12 protein-coding genes are annotated in these 15,434 nt (G+C 50.8%); 3 read left to right on the forward strand and 9 right to left on the reverse strand.

Annotated elements, in window-relative coordinates:
• The 4 genes from uvrB to htpG form a co-directional block, all read right to left on the reverse strand.
• A complete protein-coding gene (uvrB, locus tag DKB62_RS02715; RefSeq protein ID WP_107195704.1) occupies nt 1-2,160 on the reverse strand; it encodes an excinuclease ABC subunit UvrB in 2,160 nt (719 codons plus the stop codon).
• 86 nt (nt 2,161-2,246) lie between these two features.
• Nucleotides 2,247-2,636, reverse strand: a complete 390-nt coding sequence (locus DKB62_RS02720) for an HI0074 family nucleotidyltransferase substrate-binding subunit (protein ID WP_107195705.1) — start codon at nt 2,634-2,636, stop codon at nt 2,247-2,249.
• A complete protein-coding gene (locus DKB62_RS02725) occupies nt 2,620-2,913 on the reverse strand; it encodes a nucleotidyltransferase family protein (RefSeq protein ID WP_107195706.1) in 294 nt (97 codons plus the stop codon). Before DKB62_RS02725 ends, DKB62_RS02720 begins: the two co-directional genes overlap by 17 nt.
• 140 nt (nt 2,914-3,053) lie before the next feature.
• Nucleotides 3,054-5,003 (reverse strand): molecular chaperone HtpG, encoded by a 1,950-nt coding sequence (gene htpG, locus DKB62_RS02730; protein WP_107195707.1) that lies wholly within the window; start codon nt 5,001-5,003, stop codon nt 3,054-3,056.
• 311 nt (nt 5,004-5,314) lie between these two features.
• Between htpG and pckA the strand changes: the two genes are divergently transcribed.
• Entirely contained in the window at nt 5,315-6,913 is a 1,599-nt protein-coding gene (gene pckA / locus DKB62_RS02735) for a phosphoenolpyruvate carboxykinase (ATP) (RefSeq protein WP_107195708.1), read from the forward strand.
• A 92-nt stretch (nt 6,914-7,005) separates the two neighbouring features.
• On the opposite strand, the gene DKB62_RS02740 is transcribed toward pckA, so the two are convergent.
• Nucleotides 7,006-8,517 carry a phosphohexomutase domain-containing protein gene (locus tag DKB62_RS02740; RefSeq protein ID WP_107195709.1) on the reverse strand — a complete coding sequence of 504 codons (1,512 nt, stop codon included), beginning with the start codon at nt 8,515-8,517 and terminating at the stop codon, nt 7,006-7,008.
• A 109-nt stretch (nt 8,518-8,626) separates the two neighbouring features.
• On the opposite strand from DKB62_RS02740, the gene DKB62_RS02745 reads away from it, so the two are divergent.
• Both DKB62_RS02745 and DKB62_RS02750 read left to right on the forward strand, forming a co-directional pair.
• Nucleotides 8,627-9,502: a DMT family transporter gene (locus DKB62_RS02745; RefSeq protein WP_198643465.1), complete on the forward strand. Its 876-nt coding sequence runs from the start codon at nt 8,627-8,629 to the stop codon at nt 9,500-9,502.
• A gap of 70 nt (nt 9,503-9,572) precedes the next feature.
• Nucleotides 9,573-10,394, forward strand: a complete 822-nt coding sequence (locus DKB62_RS02750) for a Cof-type HAD-IIB family hydrolase (protein WP_087478114.1) — start codon at nt 9,573-9,575, stop codon at nt 10,392-10,394.
• Between the two features lie 171 nt (nt 10,395-10,565).
• On the opposite strand, the gene DKB62_RS02755 is transcribed toward DKB62_RS02750, so the two are convergent.
• The 4 genes from DKB62_RS02755 to DKB62_RS02770 all read right to left on the reverse strand — a co-directional run bounded on the left by DKB62_RS02755 (nt 10,566) and on the right by DKB62_RS02770 (nt 15,425).
• On the reverse strand, nt 10,566-12,536 hold the full coding sequence (locus DKB62_RS02755) for a YjhG/YagF family D-xylonate dehydratase (protein ID WP_095629403.1): 1,971 nt from the start codon (nt 12,534-12,536) through the stop codon (nt 10,566-10,568).
• Between the two features lie 131 nt (nt 12,537-12,667).
• Nucleotides 12,668-13,177, reverse strand: coding sequence for an MFS transporter (locus DKB62_RS02760; RefSeq protein WP_107195710.1), 510 nt, complete (start codon nt 13,175-13,177; stop codon nt 12,668-12,670).
• A 129-nt stretch (nt 13,178-13,306) separates the two neighbouring features.
• Entirely contained in the window at nt 13,307-14,548 is a 1,242-nt protein-coding gene (locus DKB62_RS02765; protein ID WP_107196844.1) for an IS256 family transposase, read from the reverse strand.
• Nucleotides 14,549-14,606: 58 nt separating this feature from the next.
• Nucleotides 14,607-15,425, reverse strand: a complete 819-nt coding sequence (locus DKB62_RS02770; RefSeq protein WP_107196797.1) for an MFS transporter — start codon at nt 15,423-15,425, stop codon at nt 14,607-14,609.
• Nucleotides 15,426-15,434 lie beyond the last annotated feature (9 nt).

The following is a 15,434-nucleotide window of genomic DNA, read 5'->3' on the forward strand; positions in this document are numbered from 1 at the left end:
TTACGTTTTACTCCTTTTTGCCTTAGGTTTGCCCGGCGAGTCCGGCTTTTTCCGCCGCGCGTCGGGCCGGCGCACCTTGCGCACATACCGGGACGAGGGCATATCCTCGCCCTGCAGCTCCTTGGGCAGCGTGTCGTCATGGCTCATATCAGCCAGCTGCTGCCGCAGCTGCCCCAGGCGGTCGCGCAGTTCCGCCGCCTTTTCAAATTCCAGATTTTTCGCCGCCGTCTTCATCTGCTGTGTCATGGTGTTGATGACCTTATGCAAGGCCTCCTTCGTCAGCTTTTCGCCCTTACCTCTATATTCAGCCTGGTCTTCGGCGACCTTCGTCAGCTCGATGAGGTTGACGACGTCTTTCTTGACGGATTTCGGCGTAATATGATGCTTTTGATTGTAAGCGTCCTGCACTTCGCGGCGCCGCTTCGTTTCGTCCATAGCCCGGGCCATGGAATCGGTAATCTTGTCGGCGTACATGATGACCGTGCCGTCGACGTTTCGCGCCGCCCGCCCCATCGTCTGGATGAGGGACGTATCGGAACGAAGGAAGCCTTCCTTGTCAGCGTCGAGAATCGCTACGAGAGACACTTCCGGCATGTCCAGCCCTTCGCGCAGCAGGTTGATGCCAACGAGGACGTCGAATACGCCGGCCCGCAGGTCGCGGATGCTTTCGGCCCGCTCAATCGTCGCAATATCCGAATGGAGATAGCGGACGAGGACGCCCATTTCCTTTAAATAATCGGTCAAATCCTCGGCCATCTTCTTGGTCAGCGTCGTCACCAGCACGCGTTCGTTCTTTTCCGTCCGCTTCCGTATTTCGCCTAACAAATCGTCCATCTGTCCGGCAATAGGCCGCACTTCGACCTTCGGGTCCAGGAGCCCTGTCGGGCGGATAATCTGCTGGGCCAGATTGGTCTGGACTTCCATCTCATAGGGCCCCGGCGTCGCGCTGACGTAGATAATCTGGTTAATCCGTTCAACGAACTCTTCAAATTTCAGCGGCCTGTTGTCCAGCGCCGACGGCAGGCGGAACCCGTATTCGATGAGGTTTTCCTTCCGCGACCGGTCGCCGGCGTACATAGCCCGCAGCTGAGGCAAGGTAACGTGCGATTCGTCGATCATGATGAGGAAATCGTCGGGGAAATAATCGAGGAGCGTGTACGGCGCTTCGCCGGCCTTCCTCCCCGCCAGATGGCGGGAATAGTTTTCGATGCCCGAGCAGTAGCCCATTTCCATCATCATTTCCATATCGTACCGCGTCCGCTGCTCCAGCCGCTGCGCTTCCAGCAAATGGCCCCCTTCCTTCAGGACGGCCAGGCGCTCTTCCAGCTCAGCCTCGATCGTCTTCAGGGCCTTATCCATTTTTTCCTTTGTCGTGACATAATGGCTGGCCGGATAAATCGCCACATGCTTGCGCTCGGCGACGACCTCGCCGGTCAGCACGTTGACCTCCGTCAGCCTGTCGATTTCGTCTCCGAACATTTCAATGCGGATGACGGAATTGTCGAAGGCCGCCGGAAATACTTCTATCGTATCGCCGTGAACGCGGAAGGTACCTCGTTCGAGGTTCATGTCGTTGCGGGAATACTGGATATCGACGAGCTTATGAAGAATTTCTTCCTGCGTCTTTTCCTGTCCCAGACGCAGCGACACGACGAGATCGCTGTAATCTTCCGGGTCGCCTAAGCCGTAAATACAGGATACGGACGCCACGATGATGACGTCGCGCCGTTCAAACAGGCTCATCGTAGCCGAATGGCGCAACTTGTCGATTTCATCATTAATCGACGCGTCCTTTTCGATATACGTATCCGTAGACGCGATGTACGCCTCCGGCTGATAATAATCGTAATAACTGACGAAATAGGCCACTTCATTGTCCGGGAAAAAGGCCTTGAATTCGCTGCACAGCTGGGCCGCCAGCGTCTTGTTATGCGCGATGACCAGCGTCGGCTTCTGCACGGCCTCGATGACCTTGGCCATCGTAAAGGTCTTGCCTGTCCCCGTCGCGCCCAGTAGCACCTGGGCCCATTGGCCCGACCGTATCCCCTCGGCCAGCGACGCAATCGCCTCGGGCTGGTCGCCCATGGGCTCGTACGGCGCGACGACGCGAAACGGCCGCGACGTATCATAATCCTTATTCAAATACGACTGTATATCCATAACCCTCTCCTGCCACGGCATAGTAAAAAATAATTATTATTGATTACCTTAGTATAGCACGGCTGCAAACGTATGTACAGATGATTCTACAACCAATTCGTCTCCACTTCGTCTTTTAGCCGGCAGAACATGTCATAGTACGACGCCTTCGTCTGTCTCACGATGGATAAGGCAATAAGCTCGTTATACGAATGACTCACGTTATTTCGGGCCTGCAACGCCTGAAGCCACATCGTTTCATTGCGTATCATATTCGCTTTATAGGCCGTCTTTAAAATCTGCCTGGGCGAGCCTGTCGCGCTTTCGGCATAGCCGCTGTCTTCCAGCAGTTCTTTCATCATCTTCCATGCTTGTTCAAAGCAATTTTCATACAGCCCGACTAATCCCGTCAAAACAACGGTATTATACGGTTCTTCATAGGAAAATAGCTCCTTCAGATTTTTCAAGGCCGCACAAAAATTATCGTACTTTTTCATAAATGACAACGCCCTCTCTTTCGATAGATTGCCGCAATTCGTCCTGCACCGGTCCGTCTAAATCGACGATATCGTACATGAGCAGCGTCGATGTTTCTTCATCTACTGCCAAGGCAAATCGGACGACGTCGCCGCCGCTGACTGCCAGATCGATATCGCTTGTCCGCTTGTAGTCGCCCCGCGCTCTGGAGCCAAATAAAATGACTTTTTCTATATGATATGTTACTGCCAACTGCCGTATCTCATCCAGTACGCCCGGACGAATTCCAAACTCCATGCCCTTCACCTCATTCCAATATCTATCCTTATTATATCATCCCCGGTATAAAAACTATACGCCGTACATTCACGACGATCACTTTCTGCATATACAAAAACGAGAGCCCTGATAAGGACTCTCGTCGTAACGCTATGGTATTATTTTGCCATCATTTCGGCTACCTTATTGGCGAAGGCTGCCGGGTCGTCAGGCATGATGCCTTCGAGGAGCAAGGCCTGATCGTAGAGCATCTTGCAGTAGTCTTTGAATTCAGGCGTATCCTTGCCGGCTTCGTGAATCCCCTGAAGCTTGGCGAAGAGCTGATGCTGCGGGTTGATTTCCAAAATGCGGCGCGCCTTGAGCATCGGGTTGTCGGCAGCGGCAAAGGCTTGTTCCATGGCCAGGGACGGGCCGGCCGCATCGGCAACGAGGCAGACGGCGCCGCTCTTCAGGCGGTTGGACAGGCGGACGTCGACGACCTTGCCATCGAGGAGCTCCTTCATATCCTTCAGAAGGCCTTCGTTGCTCTTAGCCAGGTCTTCGTTTTTCTTCTTTTCTTCCTTAAATTCTTCGTCTTCCAAATCCAAATCGCCGCGGCTGATGGAATGGAATTTCTTGCCGTCGTATTCGCGGATGGCTTCTACGGCGAATTCGTCGACAGGGTCGGTCATGCACAAGACTTCGATGTCTCTGTCGCGGAGCATTTCCATCTGCGGCAGGGCGTCGATAGCGGCCTTATCCTTGCCCGTAGCGTAGTAGATTTTTTCCTGACCATCCTTCATGCGGCCGACATATTCTTTCAGCGTGCAGAGCTTGCCGTCCTTGGACGACATGAACAGGAGCAGGTCTTTCAGCTTATCTACGTTGTTTTCGCCGGTCATCATGCCGCTGTACACGCCGATTTTCAGGGACTTGCCGTATTCGGCCCAGAATTTTTCATAGGCTTCGCGTTCTTTGTCGAGCTTGCGGGCCAGCGTCTTGAGGATATTCTTTTCCAGATTGCGGCCGATGAGCTTTAATTCACGGCTCTGCTGGAGCAGTTCGCGGGAAATGTTGAGAGACAAATCAGGAGAATCGACAAGGCCTTTGACAAAGCGCAGGTAATCAGGCAGCAAATCCTTGCATTTATCCATGATGAATACGTGGCGCGAATAGAGCTGCACGCCCGGTTCATAGTCGGCGTAGTACAGGTTGAAAGGCGCGCTGCCCGGAATGAACAGCAGCGACGTGTATTCGACATTGCCTTCGACGCGGCTGTGGAAAATTTCCATCGGTTCGTCCCATTCGTAGAACTGATGCTGAAAAAATTCACGGTATTCTTCGGGCTTAATGTCCGATTTATTGCGGGTCCACAAGGGCTGCATGGAGTTGAGGGTCCGCGTTTCCGTATGTTCTTCTTCCGGTGCGTCTTCAATAACCTTACCATCGGCGTCCTTCGGCTTTTCCTTCGTCGTGAAGTCCATCGTAATGGGATAGCGGATATAGTCGGAATATTTCTTGACCAAGCTTTCCAGCAAATATTTGTCCGTGTAGTTTTCTTCCGTTTCGCCGCCGTAAAATTCCTTGCCCAGGGTCAGGATAATCGTCGTGCCGTGCTTCGGCTTTTCGCAGGTTTCCAGCGTATACTGGCCGTCGCCTGCCGATTCCCATTTATAGGCTTCCCTTTCGCCGGCTTTGCGGGTGACGACCGTCACCGTATCGGCGATCATAAAGGCAGAATAAAAGCCGACGCCGAACTGACCGATCAGGTCTTTGTCGACACTGCCGCCTTCCTGAGCTTCCTTCAGCTTTTCCAAAAAGGCCTTCGTGCCCGATTTTGCAATGGTGCCCAAATTCTGCATGAGCTCGTCTTTATTCATGCCGATGCCGTTATCGGAAATCGTCAGGGTATGCTTGTCTTCGTCCGGCGTCAAATGGATTTCAAAGGCCGTATCACCTTCGAGAAGGTCGTTATTCGTCAACGATTCGTAATGCAGCTTATCGATCGCGTCGGATGCGTTGGAAATCAATTCCCGTAAAAATATTTCGTGATTCGTATAAATGGAATGAACCATCAAGTCCAGCAGCTGTTTCGTTTCCGCTTGGAATTCAAAGGTTTCTTTCGCCATGTTCAACAATCTCCTTTATTCAGAATATGTTGGCACTCTTAGCGTCAGAGTGCCAACTCCCTTTTATATAATACAATAAAAAGTCAAATAGTCAATAGCAAACTTGCAAATCTGCGGCAATTCCAGCCCTGTATTCAGCAACATGTTTCCCTGCGTCATTTAGGGTAAATTATTTATTGTATAATGTATTATATATATGCGTTGAATCCTGCCGTCATCAGGTCTATAATAAGCGATATACAATATATACATGATTTTTTATCATATATACGCGCCAGCGTATCCATTATACAGCAGGGGGGTATTACATCATGATACATACGTATGGATTAGAACGAATCGGAATTTTTTACCCGGCAAACGTGTACCGCAACATGTCTCCGGCCTGGCTGACCGAGCAGGCCCTGATTCGCGGCGAAGGCATGCTGAGCGACACGGGAGCCTTAGTCGTCCAGACAGGGAAATATACGGGCCGTTCGCCGAAGGACAAATTCATCGTCGACACGCCGGCCATCCACGAATACATCGCCTGGAACAACGTAAACCGCCCGATTTCGCGGGAAAAATTCGACGCCCTGAAGGCTAAGATGACGGCTTATTTGCAGAACCGCGATATTTTCCTTTTCGACGGCTTTGCCGGCGCCGATTTAGTATGCCGCAAAAAATTCCGCATCATCAACGAATTAGCCAGCGAAAACCTGTTTATCCGCAACCTGCTCATCCGCCCGACAGCCGACGAATTGAGCCAGTTCGGCGACCCGGACTTTACGGTCATCGTCACGCCGGGCTATCGCTGCGACCCGAAGACGGACGGCGTCCGTTCCGAAGCGGCTATCATCATCGACTATGAAACGCGGGTCGTCCTCATCGCCGGAACCCAGTACGCCGGCGAAATCAAAAAGAGCGTTTTCTCCGTCATGAACTACTTCCTGCCCGACGAAGGCGTCCTGCCCATGCACTGCTCGGCCAACATGGACCCGGTCACAAAGGAAACAGCCATCTTCTTCGGCTTGTCCGGCACGGGCAAAACGACTTTGTCGGCAGATCCGAACCGCAAGCTCATCGGCGACGACGAACACGGTTGGTCGCCGCGGGGCATCTTCAACTTCGAAGGCGGCTGTTACGCCAAATGCATCAACTTAAACGCCGAAAAGGAACCGGATATTTACAACGCCATCCGTTCGGGAAGCCTCGTGGAAAACGTCGTCCTCGACCCGGCAACGCGGCGGCCGAACTATTTCGATAGCAAGTATACGGAAAACACCCGCGTCGGCTATCCTATTGAATACATTCCCAATGCGGCCATTCCTGGCATCGGCGGCATCCCAAAGGTCATCATCTTTCTGACGGCCGACAGCTTCGGCGTCCTGCCGCCCATTTCCCGCCTCAGCAAGGAAGCTGCCATGTACCACTTCATTACCGGCTTTACGTCGAAAGTAGCCGGCACGGAACAGGGCATTACTGAGCCTGTGCCGACCTTCTCCACCTTGTTCGGCGAACCCTTCATGCCCCTGGCTCCGGAAATCTACGCCGGCATGCTGGGCGAACGAATCGAAACGTATCATACAAAGGTCTTCCTGGTCAACACCGGCTGGACCGGCGGCCCCTACGGCATCGGCAGCCGCATGGACCTCAAGTACACCCGCGCCATGATTACGGCAGCCCTGAACGGCCGCCTCGATTCGGTCCCCTACAAGCACGACAGCCGCTTCAACGTCGACGTGCCCCAGTCCTGCCCGGGCGTCCCCAACCAGATCCTCAACCCGCGCGATACGTGGGCCAATAAAAAATCTTACGACATCATGGCCGACAAGGTAGCCGCCATGTTCCATGAAAACTTCACGGAAAAATATCCCGACGTCCCGGAAGAAGTCAGCGACGCCGGCCCGAAACCAAAAGCCAGGCTATAAGGTCTGATACTGCTTCTTTCATGCAGAAAACCGTAAGGAAAGGCGTTTCGCCGTCTCCTTACGGTTTTCTTATATCATGTACTAATATTTATTTAGGCGTCAAATATAGTCATGTCCAGGCAGTTGAACCCATCCAGGAAGGATTTGACCTGGGCGATGATATCCTGGCAGCCGCCTTCTTCCTTGCTTTCGACGTTCAGCGGCATGTTCGGGTCGTGGAGGGACATGCGCAGGAGCGCCCAGCCTTCGGGGAATACGAGGCGCACGCCTTCGTACGACGGCTTGGCGACGACGACGCCGGCGGCGACGGCCCGTTCTTCAAAGGCTTGCAGGACCGTTTCACCGTAAGCCTTTACGTCGTCCGTGCCCTGAATTTTGAGGCGGTATTCCTTGCTTTCGGCGGGATGCTTCAAGTTTGCAACCAAATCGCCGACAGCTTTCCCCGCTTTATTGGCCTGAGCCGCTGCAATGAGCAGCTTGACCGCCAAATAGGCTCCGTCGTCGAGGTAGTAGTTTTCGCTCAGCGCGCCGTGGCCTGACGTTTCAATCGCTAAGGGCGATACGACGCCGCTCTGGTTGAGGCGGATGCATTCGTTGATGACGTTTTTATAGCCCCGCATGTAGCGGTGATGGATGAGATGAAGCTCATCTTGCAGGAAGGCCGTCAGCTCGTCCGACGTGACCGAGTCCGTGACGATGGTGCTGCCCGGATAGTCGGGAGCCAAGATGGCCGCCATCATGGCGATGAGGGCATTGCGGTTGATGGCTTCACCATCGGGCAGGACGGCGCTCATGCGGTCTACGTCCGTATCGAAAATGAGGCCCAAATCGGCATGGTTGTCGAGAACAGCTTTGCTGATCGCCGCCATGGCCTCTTTATTTTCCGGATTCGGAATATGATTGGGGAACATGCCGTCCGGTTCGAGGAACTGGCTGCCCGTCGTATCGGCGCCGAGGACGTCGAGGACCTTCGAGGCAAAGAAGCCGCCTGCGCCGTTGCCGGCATCGACGACGATGCGCATGCCTTCCAAGGGCTTGCTGTCCGGGCCTGCGCCTACGCCGCTGCGGATTTTGGAGCACAGGTGCTCGGCATATATATCGATAATCGGCAGCGTCTGCACGCCGGACACATCGCCGTGTGTTTCTTCCAGCGACGCCGCCCGGGTCAGGACGTCTTTAATATCAGCCTTTTCCAGACCGCCGTCTTTCGTAAAGAATTTCAAGCCGTTGCGGTTGTACGGCAAATGGCTGGCCGTAATCATGATGGCCCCGTCCATATGAGTCGATTCGAAGATAATCGACATGAACATAGCCGGCGTCGAAGCCAAGCCGCAGTCAAATCCGGCTACGCCGCAGGCGCAGAGGCCTTCCAGCACGGCCTGCTTCATCGTGCCGGCAGAAATACGCGAATCATGGCCGACGGCGACGCGCAGGCTGTCGACAGGTTTGCCCGTCTTTTCCGCTAAAAAGGAGGCAAAGCCGGCGGCAATGCGGTTCGCCGCTTCGGGAAACAGCGTCACGGGCTCGCCGGGAACGCCTTCTACGGCGACGCCGCGGACGTCGCTGCCGTTCTGCAACTTCATCATATCTGATTCTGTAATCATAATCGTTCACTCCCAATATTAGTAATTCTATATTATAATAGTAATGGAAAGCGCCGCAAAAAACAAGGCGCGTCTTCACAAATAACTCTATGCTGTAAAGGAGATTTTCATGAACCAACCGGATACGCTCGAAAACAAAGCAAAATCCATGATGATTTTAGCTATGCTCATCTTCGGTACCATCGGCATTTTCGTCCGCTACATCCCCCTGCCGTCCAGCGTCATCGCCGTCGGCCGCGGCATCATCGGCACGGCCTTTTTATTTCTGTTCATCAAAGGCAAGGGCATCCCCATATCCTGGCCGGATATCCGGCAAAACCTGCTTCTCCTCTGCCTGTCCGGCGCGGCCCTGTGCGGCAACTGGACCTTCCTCTTCGAAGCCTACCGCTACACGTCCATCGCAACGGCGACGCTATGTTATTACATGGCCCCGATCATCGTCATCCTGGTCTCGCCGATTTTCCTGAAAGAAAAGCTGACGGCCCGCAAATTTCTCTGCGTCCTGACGGCGCTGGCCGGCATGGTCCTCGTATCGGGCATTGGCCAGGAAGGCGGCAGCGCCAACATGACCGGCGTGTTCTTCGGCCTGTGCGCCGCCTGCTGCTACGCCTGCATCGTCATCTTCAATAAAAAAATCAAGCCTATGGCCGCCTACGATAAAACCATCGTCCAGCTTGGTCTGGGAGCCCTGCTGCTGATGCCCTATGTCCTCTTAACAGAAAACGTCACTGCTCTGGACGCCTCTCCCTTCAGCCTGGCCATGTTCCTCGTCGTCGGCGTCGTCCATACAGGCTTTGCCTACGTCTTTTACTTCGGCTCCATGCAGTCCTTAAAAGCCCAGACCATCGCCCTGTTCAGCTACCTGGACCCGATTTTCGCCATCCTGCTGTCGGCCGTCGTCCTCGGCGAGCCACTCGGCATGACCAGCATCATCGGCGCAGTCCTCGTCTTAGGCTCGACGCTGGTCAGCGAATTAAAGGCCTGACCATTTGCAGAAGGAATCATTCCATGCTAGACTATGTGTATACTGCATAGAAAAAAAGGAGAGTACTTACATGCTAACCTATAAAATCATCGCCTGCGACATGGACGAAACCCTGCTCAGCAGCGACGCTTCCATCTGCCGCCGCAATATCGAAGCCATCGCCCAAGCAAAGGCCCAGGGCGTCAAATTCGTTCCCTGCACGGGGCGGGGATTCCGTTCCGTCGAAGGCGTCCTGAAAACGCTGAACCTGTTCGACGAAGCCGGACAATACGTCATCGGCTTCAACGGAGCCAGCATCACGGAAAACAAAGGGCACCGTTCCCTATTCTGGGACCCGATTCCCTTCGACCTAGCCGATAGGATTTACCGCAAAAGCGCATCCTACGGCCTTTGCATGCACATTTACACACGCGATACCGTATACATCAGCGGCGTCACGCCTGACGAAGAGGATTTTCTCCGCGGCCGCATGGCCTATGTGCCGACGGCGGAAAAGACCCTCGACTTCCTGCGCGGCAAGGAAGAAGTCTGCAAGCTCATCATCATGCACACCGACTACAGCCGCCTGCAGGAAATCCACGCCGAAATGAAGCCCCTTCTCGACGACATCACGGTCAGCTTTTCCAGCAACCGCTACATCGAATTCATGCACAAGGGCGTCACGAAAGGCGTTGCCCTCCTCAAATTAGCCGCCATGCTCGGCGTACAGCCTGAAGAAACGATGGCTATCGGCGACAATATCAACGACATTGAAATGCTCCAGGCCGCCGGCCTCAGCGTAGGCGTCCATAATTTAAATCCCCTAATCCGCCAATACTGCAGCGTCGTCACCGACGCGACGAACAACGACGGAGCCGTCGGCGAAGCCATTGAAACCTTCGTATTGAAATAACCCGTTCAATAAAGCAAACGATATATTACATCACGCCAACAAGGCATGCCCTGCGAGTCTCAGACCCGTTAGGCATGCCTTGTTAGTTCATCATATATTTTATGGATTATGAGGGTTAACAAATTATACTATTGAAATAACACACTCTCTGCAAACAAATTCATTTAGGACTTATAAGCCTAATACTTTTTTGCCTGCATTCAATACTTTTATAATTTGATCTACATCGTAAACAGTGCCTTTCCAGGCGCCTCCGCTTACATCCTGCAACGCAGCCCATAACCGCGTATCATCCGGCAAATCTTCATCTGGACGGACATCCGGATTCGTTTCACGTTTAGCTAATTCAGCAGCACCTTCCTCATAGGTCATAGGCTGATCTTCTGTGCCGATAAAGTTCAAACTGCCTTCAAGTTTAACCGTGTCGACAATAATTTCTACAATATCGCCGTCTCTCAATTTACCAATGGGGCCCCCTGCCAACGCTTCAGGTCCAACATGTCCAAAGCAAGCGCCAGTAGAAACACCGGAGAACCGAGCATCTGTAATCAAAGACACATGTTTACCAAAAGGTAAATTCTTCAAAGCAGACGTCAGCTGATATGTTTCTTCCATCCCTGTTCCCAACGGACCGCCGCCCATGACAACCATGATATCGCCAGCAACAATTCGGCCCGGTTCTTTCAAAGCAGTAATAGCAGCTTTTTCAGAAGTAAATACCTTAACTTTAGCAGTATGTCTGAATACATGGTCATCGTCAATTACACTCGGGTCAATGGCTGTAGATTTGACAACTGCGCCTTCCGGAGCAATATTGCCAACAGGGAACGTAACTGTCGAACCAATACCCTTTTCTTTAGCTTTTTCAGGAGAGAAAATAACTTCATTAGGATCAAGATTATCCACTTCCTGCAAACGTTTGCGGCATGCTTGACGCCGTTCCGAATTTTCCCACCAATCAAGATTTTCACCAAGAGTACTGCCGGTAACTGTCATTACATCTTCATGCAGCAAGCCTAATTTGCGCAAATGCAGCATAACTTCCGGAACACCGCCAGCCAAGAATGCTGCCGCTGTCGGATAATTGACCGGTCCAATTGGTAATACACTGACCAAGCGAGGAACTTCCTTATTAATACGTGCCCAATCTTCAACAGTTGGTCTTCTGCAGCCAGCAGCATATGCAATAGCTGGCAAATGAAGCAATAAATTCGTCGAACCGCCAAAGGCTGCATGAAGAATCATAGCATTTTCAATAGCGTGATCAGTCAAGACATCTTTAGTCGTAATACCATTCTTTTCCATTTCAACAGCTGCAATAGCCGATTTTCTGGCAATATCTTTCCAAATTACAGATCCGGACGGAGCCAAGGCAGAATGAGTTAACGCCAAGCCTAAAGATTCTCCAATTACCTGTGAGGTTCCAGCTGTACCAAAGAACTGACAGCCGCCGCCAGAACTTGCACAAGAACTGCAGCCAAGGCGAATAGCATCTTCATAAGATAATTCCCCATTAGCAAAGCGCACGCTGATTGTCTGTACTGTACCAAGGTCTTCCCCTTTATTCGGCATCAGAGTAGAACCACCCGGAACTAAAACTGTAGCAATATCATGCATGCTGGCCAAAGCCATCATCGTTGCCGGTAACCCCTTATCACAGGAGGCAATGCCAATAACAGCTTTACGAGTCGGAAGAGAACGAATCAGTCTTTTCATAACAATAGCAGCATCATTGCGGTACGGTAAAGAATCAAACATGCCAATCGTCCCTTGAGTTCGGCCATCGCAAGGATCAGAAACAAAGGCTGCGTAAGGAACTAATCCCATATTTTTAATTTCATCTGCCGCTTCTGCAACCTGAATATCCAATTCATAATGACCTTGATGAAGCCCAACAGCAATCGGACTGCCATCCGGATTACGGAGTCCGCCTTTTGTGCTTATAATCATTACATCGCCATTGGCTAAGGTATCGGTATTCCAACCCTCACCAGCATTCATAGTCATGCCAAAAATGTTTCCGCTAGGTAATGTTTTCAACATATCCGGCGTCAAGGGCAATGTCCCCTTCGGTCCGTCTGCATGCGTTACGGCATCATAGATACCTTGCGGTTCATTTGTATACAAATTTTTAATAGACATATATTTCTCCTTCCTAATACCGATTAAAAATACCACATCAAAGAGTATAAAAAGAGAGGATGCCGCCGTTTATTAACGAGACATCCTCTCTTTTTCACATAAACGACATATGGTATCGTTTTATATATTTATTATTTTCCTTCTGTCTTCTTAGGCAATGTCAGCGTGAGCAGGAAGCCAGCAAATAAGCAGGCTGCCAAGAAATAAACACCAGCAAAAATGGACATAAACTGCGTCGTAAGATAACCTACGATAAAGGGTCCGACGAAGCCGCCCAAATTCCCCAATGCGTTGATAATGCCCATGGAGCCACCGGCAACATTAGCCGGGAAAAGCAACGTAGGAATCGTCCAGAAAATACCGGAAGCGCACTGTAAGAAAAGCCCGCAACCACAAAGGAAAGCAAAGGATACCCAAGGCTGTGCTTGGAACAATACCGATGCCAAGAAGCAGAGAGCAAAACCTAACAGAGGAAGAGCAACGTATTTCTTACGGTTACCGCTTCTGTCAGAAAGATGTCCGAAGATGTACAAACCAGCCATGCAAGCAAAATACGGAATGGTCGAAAGGAAACCGATCATTGTCATGCTGGAAGATGTAAGATCGCGAATAAGAGCCTGTGAAAAAATCTCTGTAAACATAGATCTTCTATGATACTCGGTAAGCTGAAAGCGAATTTGAGAACTTTCAGCTCATGGTTTATATATAACAACACATGCTGAACATGTCAAGTACAGACAGGATTTTCGCCTGCTTTTGCCAGCTATGCGTTACTCTGGGAGTCGGCCTTCGTACATTATGCTCAGTTCCCCATACACCTGTCCCCAGTTTCGGATTGGCATGGTCCATTTTTTGGTGGCTTCAAACGTCGCCAGATACAGGGCTTTTAAAAGCGCTGTATCGCTTGGAAATACGCTTCTCTGACGGTTCAGCTTCCGGTAGGTGGAATTCAGGGATTCGATGGCATTGGTCGTGTAAATCACTTTTCTTACGTTCATGGAAAACTTGAAAATTGGGCAGATGGCATCCCAGTTTTGCTTCCAACTTTTCATGGAATTCGGATATTTTACAGACCATGTTTTGGTTACCCTTTCCAGAGATTCCAAAGCCTGTTCTTCAGACGGAGCCTGATAAATAGTCTTTAAATCATTGGCAAAAGGCTTACGATCCTTGTCTGCTACATATTTCAGCGTGTTTCGTACCTGATGTACGATGCAGCGCTGGTATTCCGTGTTAGGATAGGCTGCGGCGATGGCTTCTTTGATCCCGCTCAGGCCATCGGCACAGAGAATCAGGATATCTTTTACCCCGCGATTTTTCAATTCATTCAGCACGGAAAGCCAATATTTTGCGCTCTCATTGTCTCCGACCTGAATCGTCAGAACTTCTTTTTGTCCGTCTATGTTGATTCCCAGAATGACGTAGGCTGCCAGCTTCCGGATCACTCCGTTATCCCGGACAGAATAATGAATGGCATCAATATAGAGGACAGGATACACTTCCGACAGCGGGCGTTTCTGCCAGTCTTCAATTTGAGGCAGGATTTTATCGGTTACATCGGAAATGAAGCCTTCGGAAGCCTCAAATCCATAGATATCCTCTAACGTTTCTGAAATTTGCCGGGTCGTCATTCCCTTGGCATACATGGAGATAATTTTCTGGTCGATAGAAGAGATATCTTTTTGCCGTTTACGGACCACCTGCGGTTCGAACGTGGAGTTGCGGTCCTGCGGTACCTGGATATCTACGGTACCATACCGGCTGTTGACCCGCTTTCTCTTATACCCATTGCGGTAATCCTCGCTGTCAGACCGCTGGGATTTCTGATAGCCAAGGTGTTCGTCCATCTCGGTTTCCATCATTTCTTTGATGGTACCGCCCAGCAGGTCTTTCAGTGCTTCCTGAATATCTTCTGCGGATTGAATGTCATATTCTTGAAACAGTTGTTGAATAATGCTGCGTTTTCCTTCGGTCATAATGACCTTATGTACCGGTTTCTTTTCTCTTGCCATGATACTAAGCCTCCTATGATTTAGATTGTATCATAGAAGACCTATACCTGGCAGTTATTTACAGAAAAAGCTTCACATAGTCGCGAATAATGGTAGGCAGCCACATAGCAAAACCATAAATCCCCGTCTGGTATGCAAAGTAAATCAAAATCAATTTCCACATGTTAAGACTGCCAAAAATCTGTCCTAAAGAAACCTTCCCGGTTTCACCGCTAATAGCAGCTTGTTCAGCTTCACGTGCACTGACGATATAATTACGTTCTTCTTCTGAGAGCCATTTAGCCGTTTTAGGATCTTCACTAATCATCGGCCACCATACGAAGATCAAAAGCAAGGATACGAGACCTTCGACGATGAATACGGAACGCCAGCCATAGCTCGTTACAAGCCAACCAGAAACAGGACCTGTGATGATAGAAGCGATAGCAATGTTCATAATGAAGTACGAATTCGCTCTGCCGCGTTCCGATGCAGGGAACCAGTGGCTGAGGATAACGAGAACTGCCGGCCAAACACCGCCTTCAGCAACGCCGATAAGGAATCGGAGAATCAGCATATGCGCCGCCGTATCAACAAAACCTAACAGCACACACATGATACTCCATGCCAAGATAGCTCCAGCAATAAACTTCTTAGCATGTCCTTTTTCAGCCAATGCACCGCCAGGAACCTGAAGAACCATATACCCAACGAAGAAAATACCAGCTGCCAAACCAGAGAGCGTTGCAGTCATCTGCAGTTCTTCACTCATGCCTCCAGCCATAGCAAAACCAATATTTGTTCTATCCATAAAACCAAAAATGTAAACTAAAATACAGGGCGGAATAATCCGAGTCCATCGTTTTCCCGGAATATTTTTAGCAATTGCTTCAGCCATCTTATTTCA

It is taken from the genome of Megasphaera stantonii (assembly GCF_003367905.1).
Taxonomy (GTDB): Bacteria; Bacillota; Negativicutes; order Veillonellales; family Megasphaeraceae; genus Megasphaera; species Megasphaera stantonii.

Coding starts and splice junctions, on each gene's coding strand:
- uvrB (WP_107195704.1), bottom strand. CDS start 2,160: ATGGATATACAGTCGTATTTGAATAAGGATTATGATACGTCGCGGCCG.
- DKB62_RS02720 (WP_107195705.1), bottom strand. CDS start 2,636: ATGAAAAAGTACGATAATTTTTGTGCGGCCTTGAAAAATCTGAAGGAG.
- DKB62_RS02725 (WP_107195706.1), bottom strand. CDS start 2,913: ATGGAGTTTGGAATTCGTCCGGGCGTACTGGATGAGATACGGCAGTTG.
- htpG (WP_107195707.1), bottom strand. CDS start 5,003: ATGGCGAAAGAAACCTTTGAATTCCAAGCGGAAACGAAACAGCTGCTG.
- pckA (WP_107195708.1), top strand. CDS start 5,315: ATGATACATACGTATGGATTAGAACGAATCGGAATTTTTTACCCGGCA.
- DKB62_RS02740 (WP_107195709.1), bottom strand. CDS start 8,517: ATGATTACAGAATCAGATATGATGAAGTTGCAGAACGGCAGCGACGTC.
- DKB62_RS02745 (WP_198643465.1), top strand. CDS start 8,627: ATGAACCAACCGGATACGCTCGAAAACAAAGCAAAATCCATGATGATT.
- DKB62_RS02750 (WP_087478114.1), top strand. CDS start 9,573: ATGCTAACCTATAAAATCATCGCCTGCGACATGGACGAAACCCTGCTC.
- DKB62_RS02755 (WP_095629403.1), bottom strand. CDS start 12,536: ATGTCTATTAAAAATTTGTATACAAATGAACCGCAAGGTATCTATGAT.
- DKB62_RS02760 (WP_107195710.1), bottom strand. CDS start 13,177: ATGTTTACAGAGATTTTTTCACAGGCTCTTATTCGCGATCTTACATCT.
- DKB62_RS02765 (WP_107196844.1), bottom strand. CDS start 14,548: ATGGCAAGAGAAAAGAAACCGGTACATAAGGTCATTATGACCGAAGGA.
- DKB62_RS02770 (WP_107196797.1), bottom strand. CDS start 15,425: ATGGCTGAAGCAATTGCTAAAAATATTCCGGGAAAACGATGGACTCGG.